This window comes from Leptolyngbya sp. PCC 6406, assembly GCF_000332095.2.
Lineage (GTDB): Bacteria > Cyanobacteriota > Cyanobacteriia > Phormidesmidales > Phormidesmidaceae > PCC-6406.
Genome location: NZ_KI913949.1, coordinates 3,797,279 through 3,813,648, shown reverse-complemented (window position 1 = coordinate 3,813,648; position 16,370 = coordinate 3,797,279). Strand labels below are relative to the sequence as shown.

Sequence of the window (16,370 nt, the reverse complement as noted above, 5' to 3'; positions counted from 1 at the left end):
GGCGGTCTTGATGGCAAGGCGATCGTTGAGTTTGAGAGGAATATCAGCGATCGTTATAACAACCCCAGGGTTTAAGGGGTTTCAGTTCTATGGGCGATACTGGATTCGAACCAGTGACCCCTTCCGTGTGAAGGAAGTGCGCTACCACTGTGCTAATCGCCCGCGCGGTTCATTAATTTAGCACGAGTTGGGGCTCCGTGGCTTCTCCCGAGCCGCTCGCCGCTCCGCGAATAGGACTTGCCCTGAGCGGAGCCGTATAGCCCTGCGGCAATAGCCTCTGGCATGGCTACGCTAAGGGACTCGCAGAAAATAACGTACCCGCTCCGCTGATCGGGTTTTCTCCCGAAAGAAAACCTGGCCACTGGGTACACGATTAACCCGCAGATCCCTAAGGCTGGCGCTAGGGCGGAGCCTGCCCAGAGGGCAGGCAAGGAATAACGGTCTCACTCGGGTTGACGACAAACAAGGGGCTTAAGCCCCTTGTTCAGGGATGAGACCTTATTTTTGTGCAAATTCCTGAGCGGGAACACAATCTACCCAGGCCAATTAGAGTCTTCCTCCGGTTCAGGAGGATCGGGGTCGGGGGCAATTGGGGTGGAGGAAGCAGGGGAGTCGTCGTCGTCCGGCAGGGGCGGCGGCGGGGCGGCGGCACGGGGGCTAGAGCTGGGAGGGGCTGGCTGTGGCTCAGCGTTAGCCCCAGGTGTCGTGAGAGCAGTTTTGTCCTCACTAGACCCAGACTCCGGTTGCGATCGCGAGACGCCGGTCGAAGACCCTCGCGGAATTGAAGGAGGCCGGGGGGGAATATCGATCATGGCCCGTTGGGGCTTGGGTTTGCGAAACCCTTGTAGTATCTCCAGGCTCCAATCCTTCAGAACCACCAGTTGGTGTAGACCAGGGAAACTACGATGGCCTTTAGCCGGTCGGAGACCATCGCGCCTTTGTCCAGATTTAGCCAGAACACGGTCAGTATCGGCGGCAGGGGCGGTGGCAGGGGCGATGGTAGCCGGATGAGCAGCGGGGGTGGGTGAGGTGGCCTGTGCTGGAGACCCTGGGGAAATCGGCGGACGATTCCCCGCCGCCAATCCCCGAGGGCCAGCAATGCGGTGCCGCAGTTGGGTCAAACCCAGCCTCAGATCCCCACCCATGGCGGCGATTCCTTGTCGCACCGAATGGCCTTGAAAGTAGCCTGTCACCTGACCTAGCGCTTGGGTCGTGCGCTGCTGTACCTGGGGCCATGTGATGGGGGTCCGTACCGAGGGGGGCGTCAAGGCCCAGCGCAGAGCCAGGGTCTGCCAACCCAGCCAGATCAGCAGTGCTCCGCTGGCTAACTGCCCTAGCAACACCGCCCCTGTCATCCGCCCCGCACAGAACCACAGCACCAGAGCATAGAACAACCCCACGCCGCTCCAGATAAAGTCCTGGCGGCGATGGACCTCCGGCAAAAAGAAGGCGATCAGATAGAAGGTGAGACTACCCACCGCGATCGCAATGGCAAGCAAATAGGCCAGCATGGGGTGTGACCTCCCTAGGGCAATACAGAACGCAGCACAATTCAACCGATCACGCGATCGCGATCTTTCCCCACCCACTCTAGGGGATGTTTGCAATCTAGGTGATCTCTCCAGCCGGGATCGGGACTGTGATCCAGATCACGACTTACTGCGATTGCTCCCACAACCAAGCGATCTCCACGTCACCAAAAGTTGAGGGATCACTCACGCTGTCCTCGGTCAAGCCGTCACACTAGAGAGGCGACTTCTGAGTCACACTGGATTTCCATAAGACAAGAATTCAAAATCCATTAAGCCCCCATGATTCCTTCTCAGGACTTGACCCAATCCATCGCTGAGCTGTACGCCCAGACTATCAATACCCGCCGCATTACCCCAGCCCACCGCCAACTGCTCCAAGAGGCTATCTGTTCCCCAGACCTTCAGGATGAAGAGCGCTCCGCCATCGATCGGCTGATCTGGTCTACGTTGCGGGGCCGATTACAGGTCGTCAACGAGTAACATAGCGGTATTCATCTCAATCCAGTACGACCCTCCTGGGGAGAAGTCAGAAGCGAGGAATTTAGGCGTTAGGAGAGTACTGACTCCTAACGCCTAAATTCCTTGGTACCAATATTGTCCCAGCTTACGTTGATACCCGGCTTCTGCCTTCTGCCTTTCAATACTAGATACTCAGACGTTGATACACCTCATCCAGATGACGCAGGTGGTGAGCCGGGTCAAAACAAGCCTCGATTTCCTCCCCCGAGAGTTGGGCTTGGACGCGATCATCGGCAGTAACCAAGGCCCGAAAATTTCCGCCCTCTGTATTCCAGGCCGTGTGAGCGAGGGATTGGACAATGGCATAGGCATCTTCCCGCACCATGCCCTTGCCCACTAGGGCCAGCAGCAGCCGCTGGCTAAACACCACCCCGCCATAGACGTTCATATTCCGCGCCATGTTTTCGGGATAGACCAGCAGATTTTTGATCAAATCCGTGGTCTCCACCAGCATGAAGTGGATCAAAATACAGGAATCCGGCAGCACCACCCGCTCCACAGAACTGTGGGAAATATCTCGCTCGTGCCAAAGAGCCACATTTTCCAGGGTGGCCATGGCATTAGCCCGGAGAATGCGGGCACAACCCGTCAGCCGCTCCGAGCGGATGGGATTGCGCTTGTGGGGCATAGCAGAAGATCCCTTCTGTCCCTTAGAGAAATACTCCTCTACCTCCAAGACATCGGTGCGCTGGAGGTTGCGAATTTCTACGGCAAAGCGCTCAATGGAGGCCGCCAGCAGGGCCAGGGCATTCATAAACTCCCCATGGATATCACGGGAGATGATCTGGGTAGAGGCGGTGTCGGGGCGTAGGCCCAGCTTTTGGCAAGCCAGAGCTTCTACCTTAGGGTCGATGTTGGCGTAGGTGCCTACGGCCCCAGAAATCTTGCCCACGGCGATCTGGTCCTGGAGGGTGGTCAAGCGATCGCGGTGGCGCAACATCTCCGCCAGCCACCCCGCCAGTTTGAAGCCAAAGGTCATGGGCTCAGCATGGATGCCATGGGAGCGGCCAATCATGACCGTACTGCGGTGCTCTTGGGCTTTGTAGCGAATGGCCTGGACCAGGTTTTCTACGTGGGTCATGATTACCTGGAGGCTAGCCACCAATTGCAGCGACAGAGCCGTGTCTAGCATGTCGGAGCTGGTCATGCCTAGGTGGATGTAGCGCCCTGCTTCTCCCACGTATTCGTTGACGCTGGTGAGAAAGGCGATCACATCGTGGCGGACTTCCGCCTCAATATCTTGGATGCGCTGGGGGTCGAAATCTGCCTTTGCCTTGATCTCCTCCACCGCGACCTGGGGAATATAACCTAGGTCTGCCTGGGCCTCACAGACAGCGATTTCTACCTGTAGCCAAGTCTTGTATTTGAAGAGGTCACTCCAGATTTCGCCCATTTCGGGCAGGGTATAGCGTTCAATCAAGGCGTGTAGCAGAATACAACCGCTCCATTGTACCCGCCTGATTCCTCAGTGTTTAGAAAAGTTTAAGCCCAGATGTAGCGCGGCCAAGACTCGGGGTCTATTGGCGCGCATTTCCGCGCAATCCCTCTCCCTTGGGAGAGGGATTGCTATCCCCACTGGAGGGGCAACAGGGTTCAACCCTAGACCGCGCGATCGCGCACCACTAGGGTAAAGGTCAGAACGGGATCCGCAGCCCCCTCCAAGCTCACCTCTAGGGCATAGAACTGATTGGGCTCAGGATCCATCAGCGTAAGACTCAGCGTCCCTGTCCCACCCTGTTGGATAGAAGCTTCCCCGCCGCTGAGGCTGAGAGTCCCTACAGCGGGTAGTTCTGCCTGTACCTGAAGCCGGGATTCAGAATTGGCTTCATAAACCACTGTCAAATTAACCGGACCATGGGTGGTTTCCCAGCGGCGCTGGACCCGAGGGGCTTGTGGAGTTACGGACAAGGTCAAGGCATCAAAAATATCCCGAGCCGCCAGCATCGCCAGGGTCACCTGCTGTTCAGGATTGGCTCCAGCGTAGCCCTCCGGAAAGGCAGCCCTGAGGGCGTCTACATCGGGGCTGCGGACATCCCGATTGGCTCCCGCCAACACCAGTCCAGCAATTTGATTCACCGCTTGGGGCTGTTCTGGAAACAGCTCCTCCACGGCCCGTACCAGTTGAATACCCGGTTGCAGGACTTCTTGGGCTAGGGTTTGGCAGCGACGGAGGAGAGCCGCCAGGATCTCTTCCGGGAGGGCAGTGGGAAGATTTAGCGATCGCAGTTGGGCTAACCAAGGGGAGGTAAGGGAGGCAGAGGCTCCCAGGGGATACTCTTGTAACTCGGTTTCCCAAGGGAATAACGGCGGACGCAGTTCGATCTCCGTTTGCAGACGACGTTTCAGTAACGATTGGAAATGGGTTTGCACGGTGGGCATCTCTCCCAGCTCAGATAACGGGGGCATGTTTAAGACAGCATGGGTGTTGGGAGAGGCCGATGCTCCAGCGTCATCGGCCCCCAGGCGGGAATCAGAAGATACCCCTGCCAGCCCGGACTGCGTTGTTTGCACATCGTTGCCGCCGCCAACACCCCCTGATGGTGAAGAGATTGTCGGGCCAAAGTATTCCAGGAGTCCGATCAGGAAGCTCCTTAGGGTATCTGCGTCACTGTTCATAGCTGCCAATCCCCGTTCCGGATAATTCTAAAGATTACGAATTTCCCAAGCCTGCTCTAGAAGCTTAGACCACTGCTTTTGTACTTGGATCACAGTTCCCCCCAACCGCTGCGAAATTTCCGACTCCCCCAATCCCTCTTGCTTCAAGGCCAATAACTTACGCTGACGCTCAGAAAGCGTCTCCTGCAAGCGTTCCCACTGGTGGGGGGTGAGGCCCAGATTGCGATGGAGATCCGCCTCTAGCCACTCATGGACCAACTCCCAATGGTGGGAGAGGGCAAAGCGAATCAGATGGTACTTAAACCTTTGCTGGAGATAATCCCGCTGGCGGGGGGTCAGACTCAGAATGGCCTCAATTTCCCCCGTAGGCAAATCCAACAGCCGCAGGGTAAAGTAATCGGCACAGTCTTCCTGGTTGCGCTCCTTCAGGTAGGCTAGCAACGCTTCCACCACCCGGTTCCGCAGCACCTCCTCCGGTAGGGCATCAGGGTCCGTCACCAAGGATTCCCGTAGCCGCTGGTAGGGCAACAACTCCCGCAGATCGTCGGCCTCTCCATTGCCCGACTCCATCGCCTGCTCTAGGTCCACCAGGGTTTCCGGCGGCTGTTGTTGAGAAAAGGTCTGGGCGCGCAAAATCACAATTTGTTGGCTGCGACCCCGAGGTAGGGAAATGCGACGCTTACCATAGCGTTCCGAAAAAGCCATGTACTCCGCCAACTCCATCAGCGTCCGGGGCTGAAAATCGGGGGAGAGAACATTTTCTCGTCGGAAAACCTTGAAGGTTTCTCCATAGAACCCCTGGAGAAAATCCTCAATCAATTGCAGCCGAGTTTGGTAGCTGACGGTGCCAGATTTGGGGGTGATATAGCGATACACAATCGCACTTAGGGTACTGTGCAGTTCCACCCGTCCCTGACTTGATCCCAGCCGATAATATTTGACGCACTGGGCAACTCGGTGCCGCCCCAGGGTCATGGCCCAGCCCTCCACATCCCCAGAGTCCTGGATGCGCTGGCTCTCGTTGCAAATGCGCTGCACCTCTTGGCTCAGCCGCTCCGCCGTAGCACGACAATCCCGCTCCGAGGCCGCTGTCGCTTGCCGCAGTTCTTGAAATAATTGTTCCGACAGTGCTGCCATGCTCAGATGCAGGAGCCCCAAGGACAATAAGAACCCCAAGACCTTAGCACAGGGTCTGAGGAAGTGGGGTGGGGTGTAAAACTCGCCCTATCTGATGTGAATGGTTGGGGCTTTGTGATCACCGTCGGGGCCGATTTCTGTGGGAGGTAAAACTCGCCCCACTCGGTGCGAACTGTCTGGGGGACGAGTAGCATAGATGGGAATTGCGATGGCCTGGAGATGGAGCGGCTAGACGCAGGCTCGGCTGGACCGTGGATGGAGGAGAGAAATGGATACGCTGGATCAACAAATTCAAACGCTGTTGGAGGAAGCCCCCAACGACGGGGTGACAGGGCAGGCGATGGAAGCGATCGCGCCTACCCTAAAGGCGATCGCAGAACGCCTGAAGCATTTGCAATACTATGTTCTCCAAACCCTAGGTCAGGGTTGGGTGATGACGACCCTCAGCAGTCGTCAGCAGCCCAACATCCGGCGCAACATTATCTATGCCTACCCAACGTTGCAGGATGCCGCCGCTGGTCCGCAGACAGTGACAGATCCCCAGTTGATGGCGCTCCCCACCCCCGTCACCCATATTCTGTTTCAGATGTTGGCTATCAAGAGCCTAGACAGCATTATATTTTTTGAAACCCCTGGCAATTTGCAAAAGGGCATCGAAGTCAACCGTCCTGAGTTCCAAGCCCTGCTTCAGACACAGCTCAAGGAGTCCCAGGGCTACGGCGATGGTGATGTCGCCATTGGTTAGGGAGACAGGTTACGGCAAATCGGCTGAAAACTTGGCGCTAACGGTTGGCGATGAAGCCTACGCGGTAGTCAAAGCCGCCGATGTAATGGTTGCTGTGGACTGGTACTGTGCGGCGTAAATACTCTAACCGTTCCATCGTGGCACACCTCGGCCCCTCACTCTAGCCCTCTTCCAGGGGGCGAGGGGACCGGAAAATAATGTTGGGCGGCGCGACAATAGTGGACTGATTTACGTCCTGCGGTACTAGGGTTGTCTATCGCTTGCGGGCAACGATATTGAAAATATGCCAGTACTTCTCTTCGCCTAGGGCGGTTTTGCCGGGATGTTTTTCTTCCTCTAGCCATTCCACGTCAAAGGGGGTCAGCAACTGATTGACTTGGTCGCGACTGTGGTGGTTCATGTCGCTATAGACAGCCCAGGAGTCTTGGTCGCCAAAAAGCTGGCCGCAGAAACGTCCTCCCGTGGCCAGGGTCGCGACGATCTCATCCCACAGGTCGGGGAACTGCTCGGGGGGGCAAAAGGGCAGGCAAAAACTGGCATTCACCAGGCTGATATCCGGGGGTAGGGTGAGGGTTTCAAACCGCTGCACGCGGGTTTCGAGGTAGGGGCGGTTGGTTTTAGGCCATGCTTTGCCAATACCGTCAGAGCGCTGCCGCAGGCGGGCGATCGCCTCCGGTTCCCCATCTATGGCCAGCACCCGCCAGCCCTGGTTGAGCAACTCGACGGTGTCGCGACCATCTCCACAACCCAGGTCTACCGCAAATTTGGGCAGAGCGTCAGGGGCTTGGTCATGGTATTCCAGCGCTTTGACTAGGGTAGGCCGGGGGGGCCGCCCTTCCACCGCCTGGTAATACTGCATCCATTTCGCATCAAATTTCATTCGCTCTTCCGCGTCTGTTGCCTTATCGAGGATAGGCCAGCGGTTTAAAAAATCACACATTGCACTTAGGCTAGGCTAGCCCCTCCTGTGGCAAACGATCGAACGGGGGCCTTTGGGCAAAGGGTTAAATCGGTGGGAGAGATCCCTGTTTTAGAGATCCTTGTTTTAGAGATCCCTGTCTTAACGAGGGCTGTAGTGCTGAGCCCAATCCACCGGGCGATGATGTCGGGATCAAAGCCAACTTGGCGCTGGTCGGCCACTTGCAGCAATGGCCGCCGAATTAACCCAGGGTCGATCACCATTAGGTCTAGGGCGATCTCGATGTTGAGCTGTGCGGGCAACACCAGACCCGTGGTGATAGCGCGGGCGGTGGGGTTAAACCACTGCGTCACTGGCAGTCCGGCAAAAAATAGATAGAGCTGCTCGGGCGTCCAGGGTTCGATCAGTAGGTCGCGGGCAATCACGTGGTGTCCAGAGGCTTGCAACAGCGCTTTTTGGCGGGTGTTGTTGATGCAGTCGGGTTTTCCGTAGAAGGTCACGATGGCCATGGGGCAGTCTCCTAAAAGGGTTTGACAGCAAATGGGGCGTGCTCAAACTGAAATCGCGATTTGGGTTGGGTATCACCATAGAGTTGAAAGGTAAAACTGGGTGTCGGCTCCAGGGCTTCAACTTGGTGAATGGCCTCGGGCTGAAAACTGATAATTTCGCCAGCTTGCAAGATGTACTGTCCCGTCGTTTCAATGCGATCGGGGTGGGTCATTCTGCGCCAGAGGGTGTGGCGCTCTTGGCCTTCGAGCAGAGCGACGACTCCCCAGGTGCCGTGGTTGTGAATCGGGGTGCTCATGCCGGCGCAGGTGGTGACGGTTTGCACGGTGAGGGGATAGCCAATTTCGTCATAGAGGGTGAGAATGGCGGTCCCGGTTTTGGGGTCGGGGTCGGGGCGTTGGGTGTTCAACCAGTAGGAGTTGAGGACGAGTTGCCGCACCCGGCGGCGAATTTGGGGCAGATAGTCCCACTGGTCAAACTCGTTGGGGGCATGGGCAATAATGTGCAGCACATCGCTTAAAAACTGGTGCAGGTAGTAGTGTTCTTGCAGCAAATCCCACGGTCGGAGGGTGGGTCGGGGCTGGCACTGGCCCTGGGCATCAACAAACCAGTCTTGGTGGAGCATATCGATCATGGTGGACAACCTAGAAGCAGTGATGCAGGGCGGAGGGCAATCGGGGCAGAGAAGATCTCTCTCAACTAAACTCCAGGATTTCGGCCACCCGTCAATCATGAATTGACTGAACACTAGGTTGGGAGCAGTAGTAGGGGACGCTGTCTGCCTCTCCCTCGGGGGACAAGGCGATAGTGTAAGAGCCGATCTAAACCTTGCCCAAGTCCAGAAGTGGAGTTTTCCCGGTGGGGAAAATCCACTTCTGGACTTGGGATAAAACCTGCGGAAATTTTGGAGTTTTGCTATGGCAATTCCTTTGATTTTTGAAGGCTTTCGTAGCGTGGGTTACCCACGGAACGAGATGCTTGCTCAAAGCTCATGCAGGATGGCTATATGCTTTTTGCCAAGTCTGTTTAAGATCCAAAATCGAATCAGGCAGCTATAGTCGGAAAGTCTGCCTTCAGCAGTTCTAGCCAATCGGCAATGCGCTGGTCTGTTTTCTCGCTTTCGTTTACCTCATCTAGGGGCAATCCCACAAATTTGCCATCGCGTAGGGCGGTGGATTTTTCAAAGGAATAGTCGTCCGCAGAAACGGCTCCGGTAAGGGTAGCTCCCAGTGCCTTAAATTGGTCGTACATGAGGCCCAGGGCACCAACAAAATGCTTGCTGTGACCTTCACAATCACCAGGGCCAAATAGGGCGATGGTTTTACCAGAAAAGTCAGGTTTGTCCATCTCCATGTCAAACATCGGTTCGCGCCAGTCGTTTTGCAACTCGCCCGCGCCCCAAGTAGAGCACCCTAAAATCAGGTAGTCGTACTTTAAAAGGTCGTCAACATCATCAAAGTCTGCTTCCATGCTGTACAAATCGCAGCGATCTTCGCCGATTGCTGCCTGTATTTTTTCGGCAATCTCTTCAGTCACGCCGGAGGTACTGCCGTAGAAAAGTCCAATGTCTGCCATGGGTTTAGTTCCTAAAAAAGGGGTGCGATCGCGAATCCTCAAAACTGCTGTGACTATCATCAAACCGAGATTTCTCCATGCATCAGGCGCACATAAATGGCCTGTACCAGCGATGGGGGTAAAGTCAGATGGCCATCCTTCGTATTGACTCTAAAGTTGGGATAGCGTTGGGTGACGGTGATTTCGGTGCCCCGATCTAGCCCCAGTTCCTGTAGATGAGACAGGGTGGACGGATCAGCTCGGGGGAAGTGAGCAATCGTGCCGCGATCGCCCACATTAAGCACCTCCAACGATGCTCCTGAAATCGTGAAACTGCTAAACATAGCGCAACTCCAAGGGGAAAATTAACTCAGACTAAATAGGCTTCCATGTGGGTCTTAATTGTGCAGTCTGAACGGGGATAGGCCACGCACAGTAGGACAAAGCCCTTGCCAATTTGCTCATCATCCAAAAAAGATTGATCCGACTGATCAATGTCTCCTTCAACTAGTTTGCCAACACAACTGGAGCACGCCCCAGAATGGCAAGAAAATGGCAAATCAATATCATTTTCCTCTGCTGCATCCAGGATGTAGGTGTCTTCATCTACCGGAATAGTGATGTCGATGTTACGTTTTTTGTTGATTAAGTGAACCTGATAGGTGGCCATAGTGGGGAACCTCTTTGGGTAAGTTTTGAATGTTGAATTTTGAGCGTTGAGTGGATGACTTAAATGCAAATCCAAAACTCAACCCTCAACTCTTTTAGTACTGTGCGGCGTAAATACTCTGACCGTTTCATCGTGGCGCACTTCGGCCCCTCACCCTAGCCTTCTCCCAAGGGGAGAGGGGACCGGAAAAGGTTAAGCTGGCGCGACAGTAGTGGACTGATTTACGCCCTACTGTACTAGTTGCACGACACTCCAGCGGGGCTACAATCGCCTGCCGTTTGGAACGATTTGCCGCAGCCGCAGGTGCCGGTGGCGTTGGGATTGGTGAACTTGAAGCCGCTCTCTAGCAGGCTGTCGATGTAGTCCACCACAATGCCTTCGAGCAAGGGGGCGCTTTTGGGGTCAATAAAAACCTTGAGGCTGCCCGACTCTACAACTTCATCGTCAGGCTTGGGGGTATTGGCAATTTTAATGTCGTACTCGTAGCCGTTGCAGCCGCCGTCTTTAACCGCCAAACGCACGCCCCGGCTGGGGGTGTAGTCGGGGGTTCCACGAATGAAGGTACGCAGGCGCAGTTCGGCAAGTTCGGTAATGGTGACAGTCATGGGGATGGGGGGATGGGTTTGGTGAACTCTGTTCGTGCAGCGGCTCCAACGGAGCAACGGAGTCGTAGGCTTTGCCGCCCCGTAGGGGCTAGGGTGGATGGGTGGAAACTGTCCACGAAGGGCTATGCAAACTTAAGGTGGGTCACGGGAAAATCGCATAATCACTTCCTTGTCAGAGCTAAGGGGAGGGTGCGATCGCGCCTGTTCTCCGCCTTTACCCCGCCACATACTGGGCAATCGGGGTCGTGGTAGGCGCGCCGTTTGGCAAACTCCGCGCGGGCCAAATCCATGGTCAAAAGCTGACCCAGCAGGGGTTCACCCAGGCCAGTGATCAGCTTGATCGCCTCTAGGGCGGCTAGGCAGGCCAGCGTGCCCGACACTGCCCCCAGTACCCCAAAACCCCAGCGATCCCACTCGGGCTTTTCGGGAAACAGGCAGGTGAGGCAGGGTGTTTCGCCCGGAATAATGGTGGTTAGATAGGCATCCATATCATTCATGGCGGCTTCGACCATGGGCTTGCCCCAGCGCACGCAGGCGGTGTTGAGCAAATCGCGCTCTTTAAAGTCAAAGGCACAGTCGAGGGCAATGTCGGCCCGCTGCACTAGAGCATCCACATTCTCGGCGGTAACGTAGTCGCACACCGCCTCAATGTCGATATCGGGGTTCAATGCAGCCAGGGTGGCTTGGGCTTTAAATACCCTGGGCTGACCCACCCAGTCGTCGGTCATCAGCACTTGGCGGTTGAGGTCGTCGCGTTGGAGGTCGCCGCCCCGCACCAAAATCAGTTTCCCAACCCCCGCCACCGCTAGATACAGGGCGGCGGTGCCCCCCAATCCCCCGACGCCGGTGACCAGAGCCGTGGTGGCTTTGAGCTGCTGCTGCCCAACTTCCCCTAGGCCCGGAAGCATCATTTGGCGGCGGTAGCGATCGCGATCGGTGGCAGTCAGAATAGGTAGCATGGGAGTCTAACTTGGGGGTTTACTGGGAGAAGTGCTGACGGGGCAAGTTATTCCAGTTCGATCTCAGAGAGCATGACAATATTTTTGGGGCGGTCTTGAAAGACCTTGAAAAGCTTTTGCTCTACGGAGTTGGATGTGGTGAAGACGCTGTAGGCGACTTGCAGCGCCTGCCGATAGGACTGAAGCAGGTGTTCTTCGCTCTGGGTCTGGTCTTCGTCGGCCATGAGCTGAGAGAACTTGCGCAGAATGTGCAGCCGATTGACGTTGACAATCTGGGGGTCGTAGTCGAGGCCAAAAAACTCAAAGTATGCCTCGGCATCGGTGATTTGGTTGAACTGTTCTAGGGTCAAGGTGCTCATGGGGCGGCCTCCAGGGTTTGCAACTGTTGTCTCAGATCCCGTAACTGGCAGTAGATCGCGTAGGTGCGAGCGGCCAGATCGGGAAGTAAATCGAGGTCGGCGGGCAGACCTTCGGCGATGTCGTGGAGATCCATCTTGAGCTGACCGGCTTTGCTGTTGAGCCGCTTGATCTGGGTTTTGAGGGCGTCGATGGTGATCGGATTGGTGGTTTGGGGCATGGAGAAACGGTTTGGGGCTTACGGTACAAGGTGTCAGGAGAGGATGTGGTTGTCTCCTTCTAGGAAGAGATATAGCGGTTCTCACTGGGGTTAAGTACAGACAAGGGGTTTAAGCCCCTTGTTTGCCGAAATGTCATTAAGTTGAGGTGTCCCTCATACATTAGAGAACTGCTATAGTTCGGCATTACAGGTCGCAGACAGTGGGGTATTGGCGGGCTAGGTCAATGCCTTTGGCGGCAAGTTTTTCGCCTTCGGCACTGAGCTTTTCGAGGGAGTCAAAGCCAAAGCGCTGAGCATCGCGCAGGGTTTTGCTGACCAAAATCAGCCGCCCCGAGAAGATCAGCACCCAGCCAAAGCCTTCGTGGCTGAGGTCAATCACCACTTGGGAGAGCTGACCGGTTTCGGCTTCGATGCAGTAGGCGATCGCCCGATAGAAGGCCATAATTCGGCTCTGGGTGATGGGGTCAACTTCGCCTTCTACAGAGATTTCGCGCTTTTGAGTTTTGCTGAGTACGTAGGGCTTGAGCAGTAGCTCATCGGCCCAGTGGCGAAAGGTGCCGTAGGGGTCGTTGGCGCGAATCTGTTGCACCATGGCCTTGAGAAAGAGCGAGCTATCGACCAGCAGAGCAGAGTTAAAGGCAACAGGAGATTCAACGGTGGTCATACGGTTAATTCCTCTTCGGTTTCAATGTAGGCATCTTCAAAACTAGGGGCTTGATCTTGACGCAGGGCTTTGCGCAGCCAGGGGGGCGGGTTGCCCTGGAGGGTGCGCATCAACTGGCCCAACATCACTTCGATTTCGTCATCTTCGGAGTTAGACTTCATCGGGGTAATGCGGTGATTAATCAGTCGGGCCGCTGCACTGCCGCCAATGTCGGCCACGTAGACGATGGTGCAGCCCGCCAGTGCCCTGAGTTTGGGTTCGAGCTTATCTTCGTTGCCGTCTTCCTTTAGCTCACCGCCAAAGGTGAGGGTTTCGAGAAAGGTGTAGCCATCCAAAGTCAGGTCGTACACGTCGATCTGGCTGGCCCAGCCGAAGTGGGCGTTGATGTGAATCGAGTCTTTGGTCGCGAAGGCTATTTTCATGGGAAGTCTCCTTTTTTGGGAAAGTGCAATAGAGGGACGAGGGGGAGGGGGAGTTTTGAGTTTTGAGTTTTGAATTTTGAGTTTTGAATTCAAAACTAAGAACTCAAAATTCAAAACTTTCTAACCCCTCCCGCCACCGATGCACCAGCTCGTGGGTGCGCTCTTCGTCGGCGACCAGCAGCATGTTGCCGATCGCAAATAGCAGATCCAACGTGCCGCGATAGCCGACGGTGCAGCGGTGGCCGTTGCCTAGGTGCTCTAGCAGGGGGAACCCGTGCAGGTAGAGGGGAATGCCGAGGCGGCGGGCGATGGGGCGGGCTTTGGAATTGGTGATCCACAGATCAGCGGTGGCGGCCCTATCTTCTAAATCCTCAAAGTCGCCGATGTAGACCTGCTCGATGGGCAAATCCTTCAGCAGGAGCGAGGGAGCAGCGGTGACGGCGGCCTGGATTTCGGCCCCGGTGCTGTGCAGCCACCAGGCGATGTTGTGCAGCAGGTCAGGTTCCAGTGCGATCGCAACCCGCTTGCGCCCAAAGAAAAAGTGGGTATCTAGCATGGCATCCTGTACCTGGCGGCGCTGGCGCAGGTATTTGGCAGGTACAGGTTGGCCGCTGATTTGGGAAAGGGTATGCAGGAAATGATCCACTGCCCCCAATCCCGTCAGTTGGGTGAAGGGAAGGGCGGGAGTGCCGAAGCGATCGGTGAGGATGGCTGCGGCTTTGGTCATGCTGCCGCCCAGGGTCAGCGTGAGGGCGGAGCGTCCCACAGCCTTGAGCTCTTCAATGGTGGTGCCCCCCGTAGCCGTGGTGGCGAAGTCGGCATCCTCTAGGTGGCCATCCAGCGAAGTGGAAATATCGGGGACTGCGATCGCACTCAAACCAAAGGCTTCGACGATTTCCTTCAGTTCCGCCACATCCCCAGGGCCAAAGGCGGCACTGGCCAGCAGGGTGACTTGTTTAGGGTTGATCTCTCCGAATTCAGGAATGGCCCGCACTAGGCTCTCCACCGCTGCGGCAAAGCCATCCTCCAAACTGCCCTTGTAGTCGGGGGTCGAGGCAAACACGATGGGCACGGTAACATCAGGATTTGCGGCATGGAAGTCCCGCAGAATGGCCTGCATATCGTCGCCCCGCGTTTCCGTCAGGCCGGTGGTAAACAGGCCCACCAGCTCCGGCTGGGAGTTCTTAATCACCGTCAGCAGGCCGCCGTGCACATTGTCGTCGCCCCCCAGTACGGTGCTGACTTCACTCATCGCCGTGGTCGCCAGGGGAATCGCCTCCTGAAAGTGATTCACCAGCATCACCTTGGCAAAAGCCGTACAGCCCTGGGAGCCGTGGAACAGTGGCATCGCCCCCTGAATGCCGAGGAAAGCTAGGGCAGCCCCAAGGGGCTGGCTTTGCTTGAGCGGATTGACAGTGAGGGCCTTGCGGCGGGCGATGATTTTGGTGGGAGGGTGATGGGGTGATGGGGTGATGGGGTGATGGGGTGATGGATCGGGAACACTACCACTCCCCAACTCCCCAACTCCATCACTCCCCTTTACCCATGGCACTTCCCGCCGCACTTCTGCCCACACCGGGCTGTGCAGGGTTTCATCCAGTTCCTTGGCCATCTCCAGCAAACCACCGTAGCCGGAGTAGGGATTGTGGCGCTCCTGATTGATGTGCAAAAAGGGGATGCGGGCCTTGAGAGCGGTGTACTGGTTGCGGCCTCCGGCGATCAGCATGTCGGCGTGGGTTTTCTCAATCACCCTCAGCAGCTCGGCAGCTCCGCCCTTTTCTAGCATGATGCCGTCTTGGCCGAGTAGGGTTTTGATTCGGGCCTTGTCTTCTTCGGTGCTCTTTTTGCTGCTGGTGGCGACTACTTTAATGCCCAGGTCTTGAGCAGCGGAGATGATTGACCAGGACTTCACCCCGCCGGTGTAGAGGACAACCCGCTTGCCCTGGAGGCGATCGCGGTAGGGCGCGAGCTGCTCATTGAGCTTGGCGGTTTCTTCCGCAATCACGGCTTCTACACGGGCTCGCATGGCCTCGTCACCGAGTTTGGCGGCGATCGTCCGCAGGCAGTGGTTCATATCCGCCACACCGTAAAACGATTCCTCTATGTAAGGAATGCCGTAGCGCTCCTCCATTTTGTGGGCCAGGTTGATCAGTGCCTTCGAGCAGATCATCACGTTGAGCTTGGCCCGATGGGCGTAGGCTACCTCCTGATAGCGGGCATCGCCAGTAATCTTAGACAGCACCCGAATACCGACCTTCTCAAATAGGGGCAGTACCCCCCACAGTTCCCCGGCGATGTTGTACTCGCCGATTAGGTTGATATCGTAGGGGGTAGTGCTTTCCGGCTCAGCGGTGCCGATCACGTGCTCTAGCAGGGCTTCTCCGGCTAGGCGATTGCCCAGATTCTTGCTGCCCACAAAACCGGGAGACTGGATGGGCACCACCGCCATGCCCAGCTTTTCCGTCGCCGCCTTGCACACGGCCTCTAGGTCATCGCCAATCAACGCTGTCACGCAGGTGGAATAGACAAACACGGCGGCAGGGTGGTAGCGCTCCTGCACATCTTGAATGGCCTTGTAGAGCTTTTTTTCGCCGCCAAAGATAATATCGTTTTCGCTCAGGTCGGTGGTGAAGCCCATTTTGTAGAGGGTGTCGCCCGACGATAGGCTACCTCGCCCGCCCCAAGAATTGCCCGCACAGGCGATCGGCCCATGCACTAGGTGGACCACATCCGTAATCGGCACCAGGGCAATGCTGGCTCCATCAAAGGCACAGCCCCCCTGGGCCGCCCCTGGCTGCGCCTGCTGCTGGCACACCTTGTTGTGACCTTTGCCATTTTTTGTGTGGTTATGCTCGCAACCCGGCTGGGTCAGGAGGTCAGTCATGTTGGCTTTGGTGGAGGACATGGTGGGGGAGTGGGGGAGTGGGGGAGTGGGGGAGTGGGG

At 56.4% G+C, this 16,370-nt stretch carries 19 protein-coding genes and 1 tRNA gene; 2 read left to right on the top strand and 18 right to left on the bottom strand.

Features of this window, described 5'->3' with window-relative positions:
* Positions 1-90: 90 nt before the first annotated feature.
* Both LEP6406_RS0216840 and LEP6406_RS30450 read right to left on the bottom strand, forming a co-directional pair.
* Positions 91-162 (bottom strand) — tRNA-Val (locus tag LEP6406_RS0216840).
* Positions 163-533: 371 nt separating this feature from the next.
* Positions 534-1,511 carry a Ycf66 family protein gene (locus LEP6406_RS30450; RefSeq protein WP_008310651.1) on the bottom strand — a complete coding sequence of 326 codons (978 nt, stop codon included), beginning with the start codon at positions 1,509-1,511 and terminating at the stop codon, positions 534-536.
* Between the two features lie 300 nt (positions 1,512-1,811).
* Between LEP6406_RS30450 and LEP6406_RS0216830 the strand changes: the two genes are divergently transcribed.
* Positions 1,812-2,012 (top strand): hypothetical protein, encoded by a 201-nt coding sequence (locus LEP6406_RS0216830; protein WP_008310649.1) that lies wholly within the window; start codon positions 1,812-1,814, stop codon positions 2,010-2,012.
* 163 nt (positions 2,013-2,175) lie between these two features.
* Here the strand turns inward: LEP6406_RS0216830 and purB are convergent, their stop codons facing one another.
* The 3 genes from purB to hetZ all read right to left on the bottom strand — a co-directional run bounded on the left by purB (position 2,176) and on the right by hetZ (position 5,804).
* A complete protein-coding gene (purB, locus tag LEP6406_RS0216825; protein ID WP_008310647.1) occupies positions 2,176-3,471 on the bottom strand; it encodes an adenylosuccinate lyase in 1,296 nt (431 codons plus the stop codon).
* A gap of 179 nt (positions 3,472-3,650) precedes the next feature.
* On the bottom strand, positions 3,651-4,667 hold the full coding sequence (locus LEP6406_RS28550) for a hypothetical protein (protein ID WP_008310646.1): 1,017 nt from the start codon (positions 4,665-4,667) through the stop codon (positions 3,651-3,653).
* 27 nt (positions 4,668-4,694) lie between these two features.
* Complete coding sequence (hetZ, locus tag LEP6406_RS0216815) at positions 4,695-5,804, bottom strand: heterocyst differentiation protein HetZ (protein ID WP_008310644.1); 1,110 nt, start codon at positions 5,802-5,804, stop codon at positions 4,695-4,697.
* Between the two features lie 268 nt (positions 5,805-6,072).
* Between hetZ and LEP6406_RS0216810 the strand changes: the two genes are divergently transcribed.
* Positions 6,073-6,549: a hypothetical protein gene (locus LEP6406_RS0216810; protein ID WP_008310642.1), complete on the top strand. Its 477-nt coding sequence runs from the start codon at positions 6,073-6,075 to the stop codon at positions 6,547-6,549.
* Positions 6,550-6,802: 253 nt separating this feature from the next.
* Here LEP6406_RS0216810 and LEP6406_RS0216800 read toward each other — a convergent pair whose 3' ends face one another.
* The 13 genes from LEP6406_RS0216800 to LEP6406_RS31355 form a co-directional block, all read right to left on the bottom strand.
* Entirely contained in the window at positions 6,803-7,429 is a 627-nt protein-coding gene (locus tag LEP6406_RS0216800) for a class I SAM-dependent methyltransferase (RefSeq protein ID WP_036030831.1), read from the bottom strand.
* Positions 7,430-7,494: 65 nt separating this feature from the next.
* The gene (locus tag LEP6406_RS28545) at positions 7,495-7,977 is read right to left on the bottom strand and encodes an ArsC/Spx/MgsR family protein (protein ID WP_008310637.1); all 483 of its coding nucleotides are present in this window, start codon (positions 7,975-7,977) and stop codon (positions 7,495-7,497) included.
* An 11-nt stretch (positions 7,978-7,988) separates the two neighbouring features.
* Complete coding sequence (locus LEP6406_RS0216790; protein WP_008310636.1) at positions 7,989-8,609, bottom strand: cysteine dioxygenase family protein; 621 nt, start codon at positions 8,607-8,609, stop codon at positions 7,989-7,991.
* 410 nt (positions 8,610-9,019) lie between these two features.
* Positions 9,020-9,550, bottom strand: coding sequence for a flavodoxin (locus tag LEP6406_RS0216785; protein ID WP_008310635.1), 531 nt, complete (start codon positions 9,548-9,550; stop codon positions 9,020-9,022).
* 59 nt (positions 9,551-9,609) lie between these two features.
* Positions 9,610-9,873 carry a ferrous iron transport protein A gene (locus LEP6406_RS0216780; RefSeq protein ID WP_008310634.1) on the bottom strand — a complete coding sequence of 88 codons (264 nt, stop codon included), beginning with the start codon at positions 9,871-9,873 and terminating at the stop codon, positions 9,610-9,612.
* Positions 9,874-9,899: 26 nt separating this feature from the next.
* The gene (locus LEP6406_RS0216775) at positions 9,900-10,199 is read right to left on the bottom strand and encodes a 2Fe-2S iron-sulfur cluster-binding protein (RefSeq protein WP_008310633.1); all 300 of its coding nucleotides are present in this window, start codon (positions 10,197-10,199) and stop codon (positions 9,900-9,902) included.
* Positions 10,200-10,435: 236 nt separating this feature from the next.
* Positions 10,436-10,804, bottom strand: a complete 369-nt coding sequence (locus LEP6406_RS0216770; RefSeq protein WP_008310632.1) for a HesB/IscA family protein — start codon at positions 10,802-10,804, stop codon at positions 10,436-10,438.
* 161 nt (positions 10,805-10,965) lie between these two features.
* Entirely contained in the window at positions 10,966-11,763 is a 798-nt protein-coding gene (locus LEP6406_RS0216765; RefSeq protein WP_008310631.1) for a HesA/MoeB/ThiF family protein, read from the bottom strand.
* A gap of 47 nt (positions 11,764-11,810) precedes the next feature.
* Positions 11,811-12,122, bottom strand: coding sequence for a nitrogenase-stabilizing/protective protein NifW (gene nifW, locus LEP6406_RS0216760; RefSeq protein WP_008310630.1), 312 nt, complete (start codon positions 12,120-12,122; stop codon positions 11,811-11,813).
* Positions 12,119-12,340, bottom strand: coding sequence for a CCE_0567 family metalloprotein (locus LEP6406_RS0216755; RefSeq protein ID WP_008310629.1), 222 nt, complete (start codon positions 12,338-12,340; stop codon positions 12,119-12,121). Before LEP6406_RS0216755 ends, nifW begins: the two co-directional genes overlap by 4 nt.
* A gap of 184 nt (positions 12,341-12,524) precedes the next feature.
* Positions 12,525-13,004, bottom strand: coding sequence for a NifX-associated nitrogen fixation protein (locus LEP6406_RS0216750; protein ID WP_008310626.1), 480 nt, complete (start codon positions 13,002-13,004; stop codon positions 12,525-12,527).
* The gene (gene nifX / locus LEP6406_RS0216745) at positions 13,001-13,426 is read right to left on the bottom strand and encodes a nitrogen fixation protein NifX (protein WP_008310624.1); all 426 of its coding nucleotides are present in this window, start codon (positions 13,424-13,426) and stop codon (positions 13,001-13,003) included. The genes LEP6406_RS0216750 and nifX overlap by 4 nt, the downstream gene beginning before the upstream one ends.
* 103 nt (positions 13,427-13,529) lie before the next feature.
* Positions 13,530-16,370, bottom strand: a 2,841-nt coding sequence (locus tag LEP6406_RS31355; protein ID WP_263971192.1) for a bifunctional nitrogenase iron-molybdenum cofactor biosynthesis protein NifEN, incomplete at its 5' end; no start/stop codon positions are given.

What these genes read in the sequence shown, in the direction of transcription:
- LEP6406_RS0216775 (WP_008310633.1), bottom strand. Translation starts at nt 10,199, where the DNA reads ATGGCCACCTATCAGGTTCACTTAATCAACAAAAAACGTAACATCGAC.
- LEP6406_RS0216770 (WP_008310632.1), bottom strand. Translation starts at nt 10,804, where the DNA reads ATGACTGTCACCATTACCGAACTTGCCGAACTGCGCCTGCGTACCTTC.
- LEP6406_RS0216755 (WP_008310629.1), bottom strand. Translation starts at nt 12,340, where the DNA reads ATGCCCCAAACCACCAATCCGATCACCATCGACGCCCTCAAAACCCAG.
- LEP6406_RS0216810 (WP_008310642.1), top strand. Translation starts at nt 6,073, where the DNA reads ATGGATACGCTGGATCAACAAATTCAAACGCTGTTGGAGGAAGCCCCC.
- LEP6406_RS0216800 (WP_036030831.1), bottom strand. Translation starts at nt 7,429, where the DNA reads ATGAAATTTGATGCGAAATGGATGCAGTATTACCAGGCGGTGGAAGGG.
- LEP6406_RS30450 (WP_008310651.1), bottom strand. Translation starts at nt 1,511, where the DNA reads ATGCTGGCCTATTTGCTTGCCATTGCGATCGCGGTGGGTAGTCTCACC.
- LEP6406_RS0216765 (WP_008310631.1), bottom strand. Translation starts at nt 11,763, where the DNA reads ATGCTACCTATTCTGACTGCCACCGATCGCGATCGCTACCGCCGCCAA.
- LEP6406_RS0216790 (WP_008310636.1), bottom strand. Translation starts at nt 8,609, where the DNA reads ATGATCGATATGCTCCACCAAGACTGGTTTGTTGATGCCCAGGGCCAG.
- LEP6406_RS28545 (WP_008310637.1), bottom strand. Translation starts at nt 7,977, where the DNA reads ATGGCCATCGTGACCTTCTACGGAAAACCCGACTGCATCAACAACACC.
- LEP6406_RS28550 (WP_008310646.1), bottom strand. Translation starts at nt 4,667, where the DNA reads ATGAACAGTGACGCAGATACCCTAAGGAGCTTCCTGATCGGACTCCTG.
- LEP6406_RS0216780 (WP_008310634.1), bottom strand. Translation starts at nt 9,873, where the DNA reads ATGTTTAGCAGTTTCACGATTTCAGGAGCATCGTTGGAGGTGCTTAAT.
- hetZ (WP_008310644.1), bottom strand. Translation starts at nt 5,804, where the DNA reads ATGGCAGCACTGTCGGAACAATTATTTCAAGAACTGCGGCAAGCGACA.
- nifW (WP_008310630.1), bottom strand. Translation starts at nt 12,122, where the DNA reads ATGAGCACCTTGACCCTAGAACAGTTCAACCAAATCACCGATGCCGAG.
- LEP6406_RS0216750 (WP_008310626.1), bottom strand. Translation starts at nt 13,004, where the DNA reads ATGACCACCGTTGAATCTCCTGTTGCCTTTAACTCTGCTCTGCTGGTC.
- nifX (WP_008310624.1), bottom strand. Translation starts at nt 13,426, where the DNA reads ATGAAAATAGCCTTCGCGACCAAAGACTCGATTCACATCAACGCCCAC.
- LEP6406_RS0216785 (WP_008310635.1), bottom strand. Translation starts at nt 9,550, where the DNA reads ATGGCAGACATTGGACTTTTCTACGGCAGTACCTCCGGCGTGACTGAA.
- LEP6406_RS0216830 (WP_008310649.1), top strand. Translation starts at nt 1,812, where the DNA reads ATGATTCCTTCTCAGGACTTGACCCAATCCATCGCTGAGCTGTACGCC.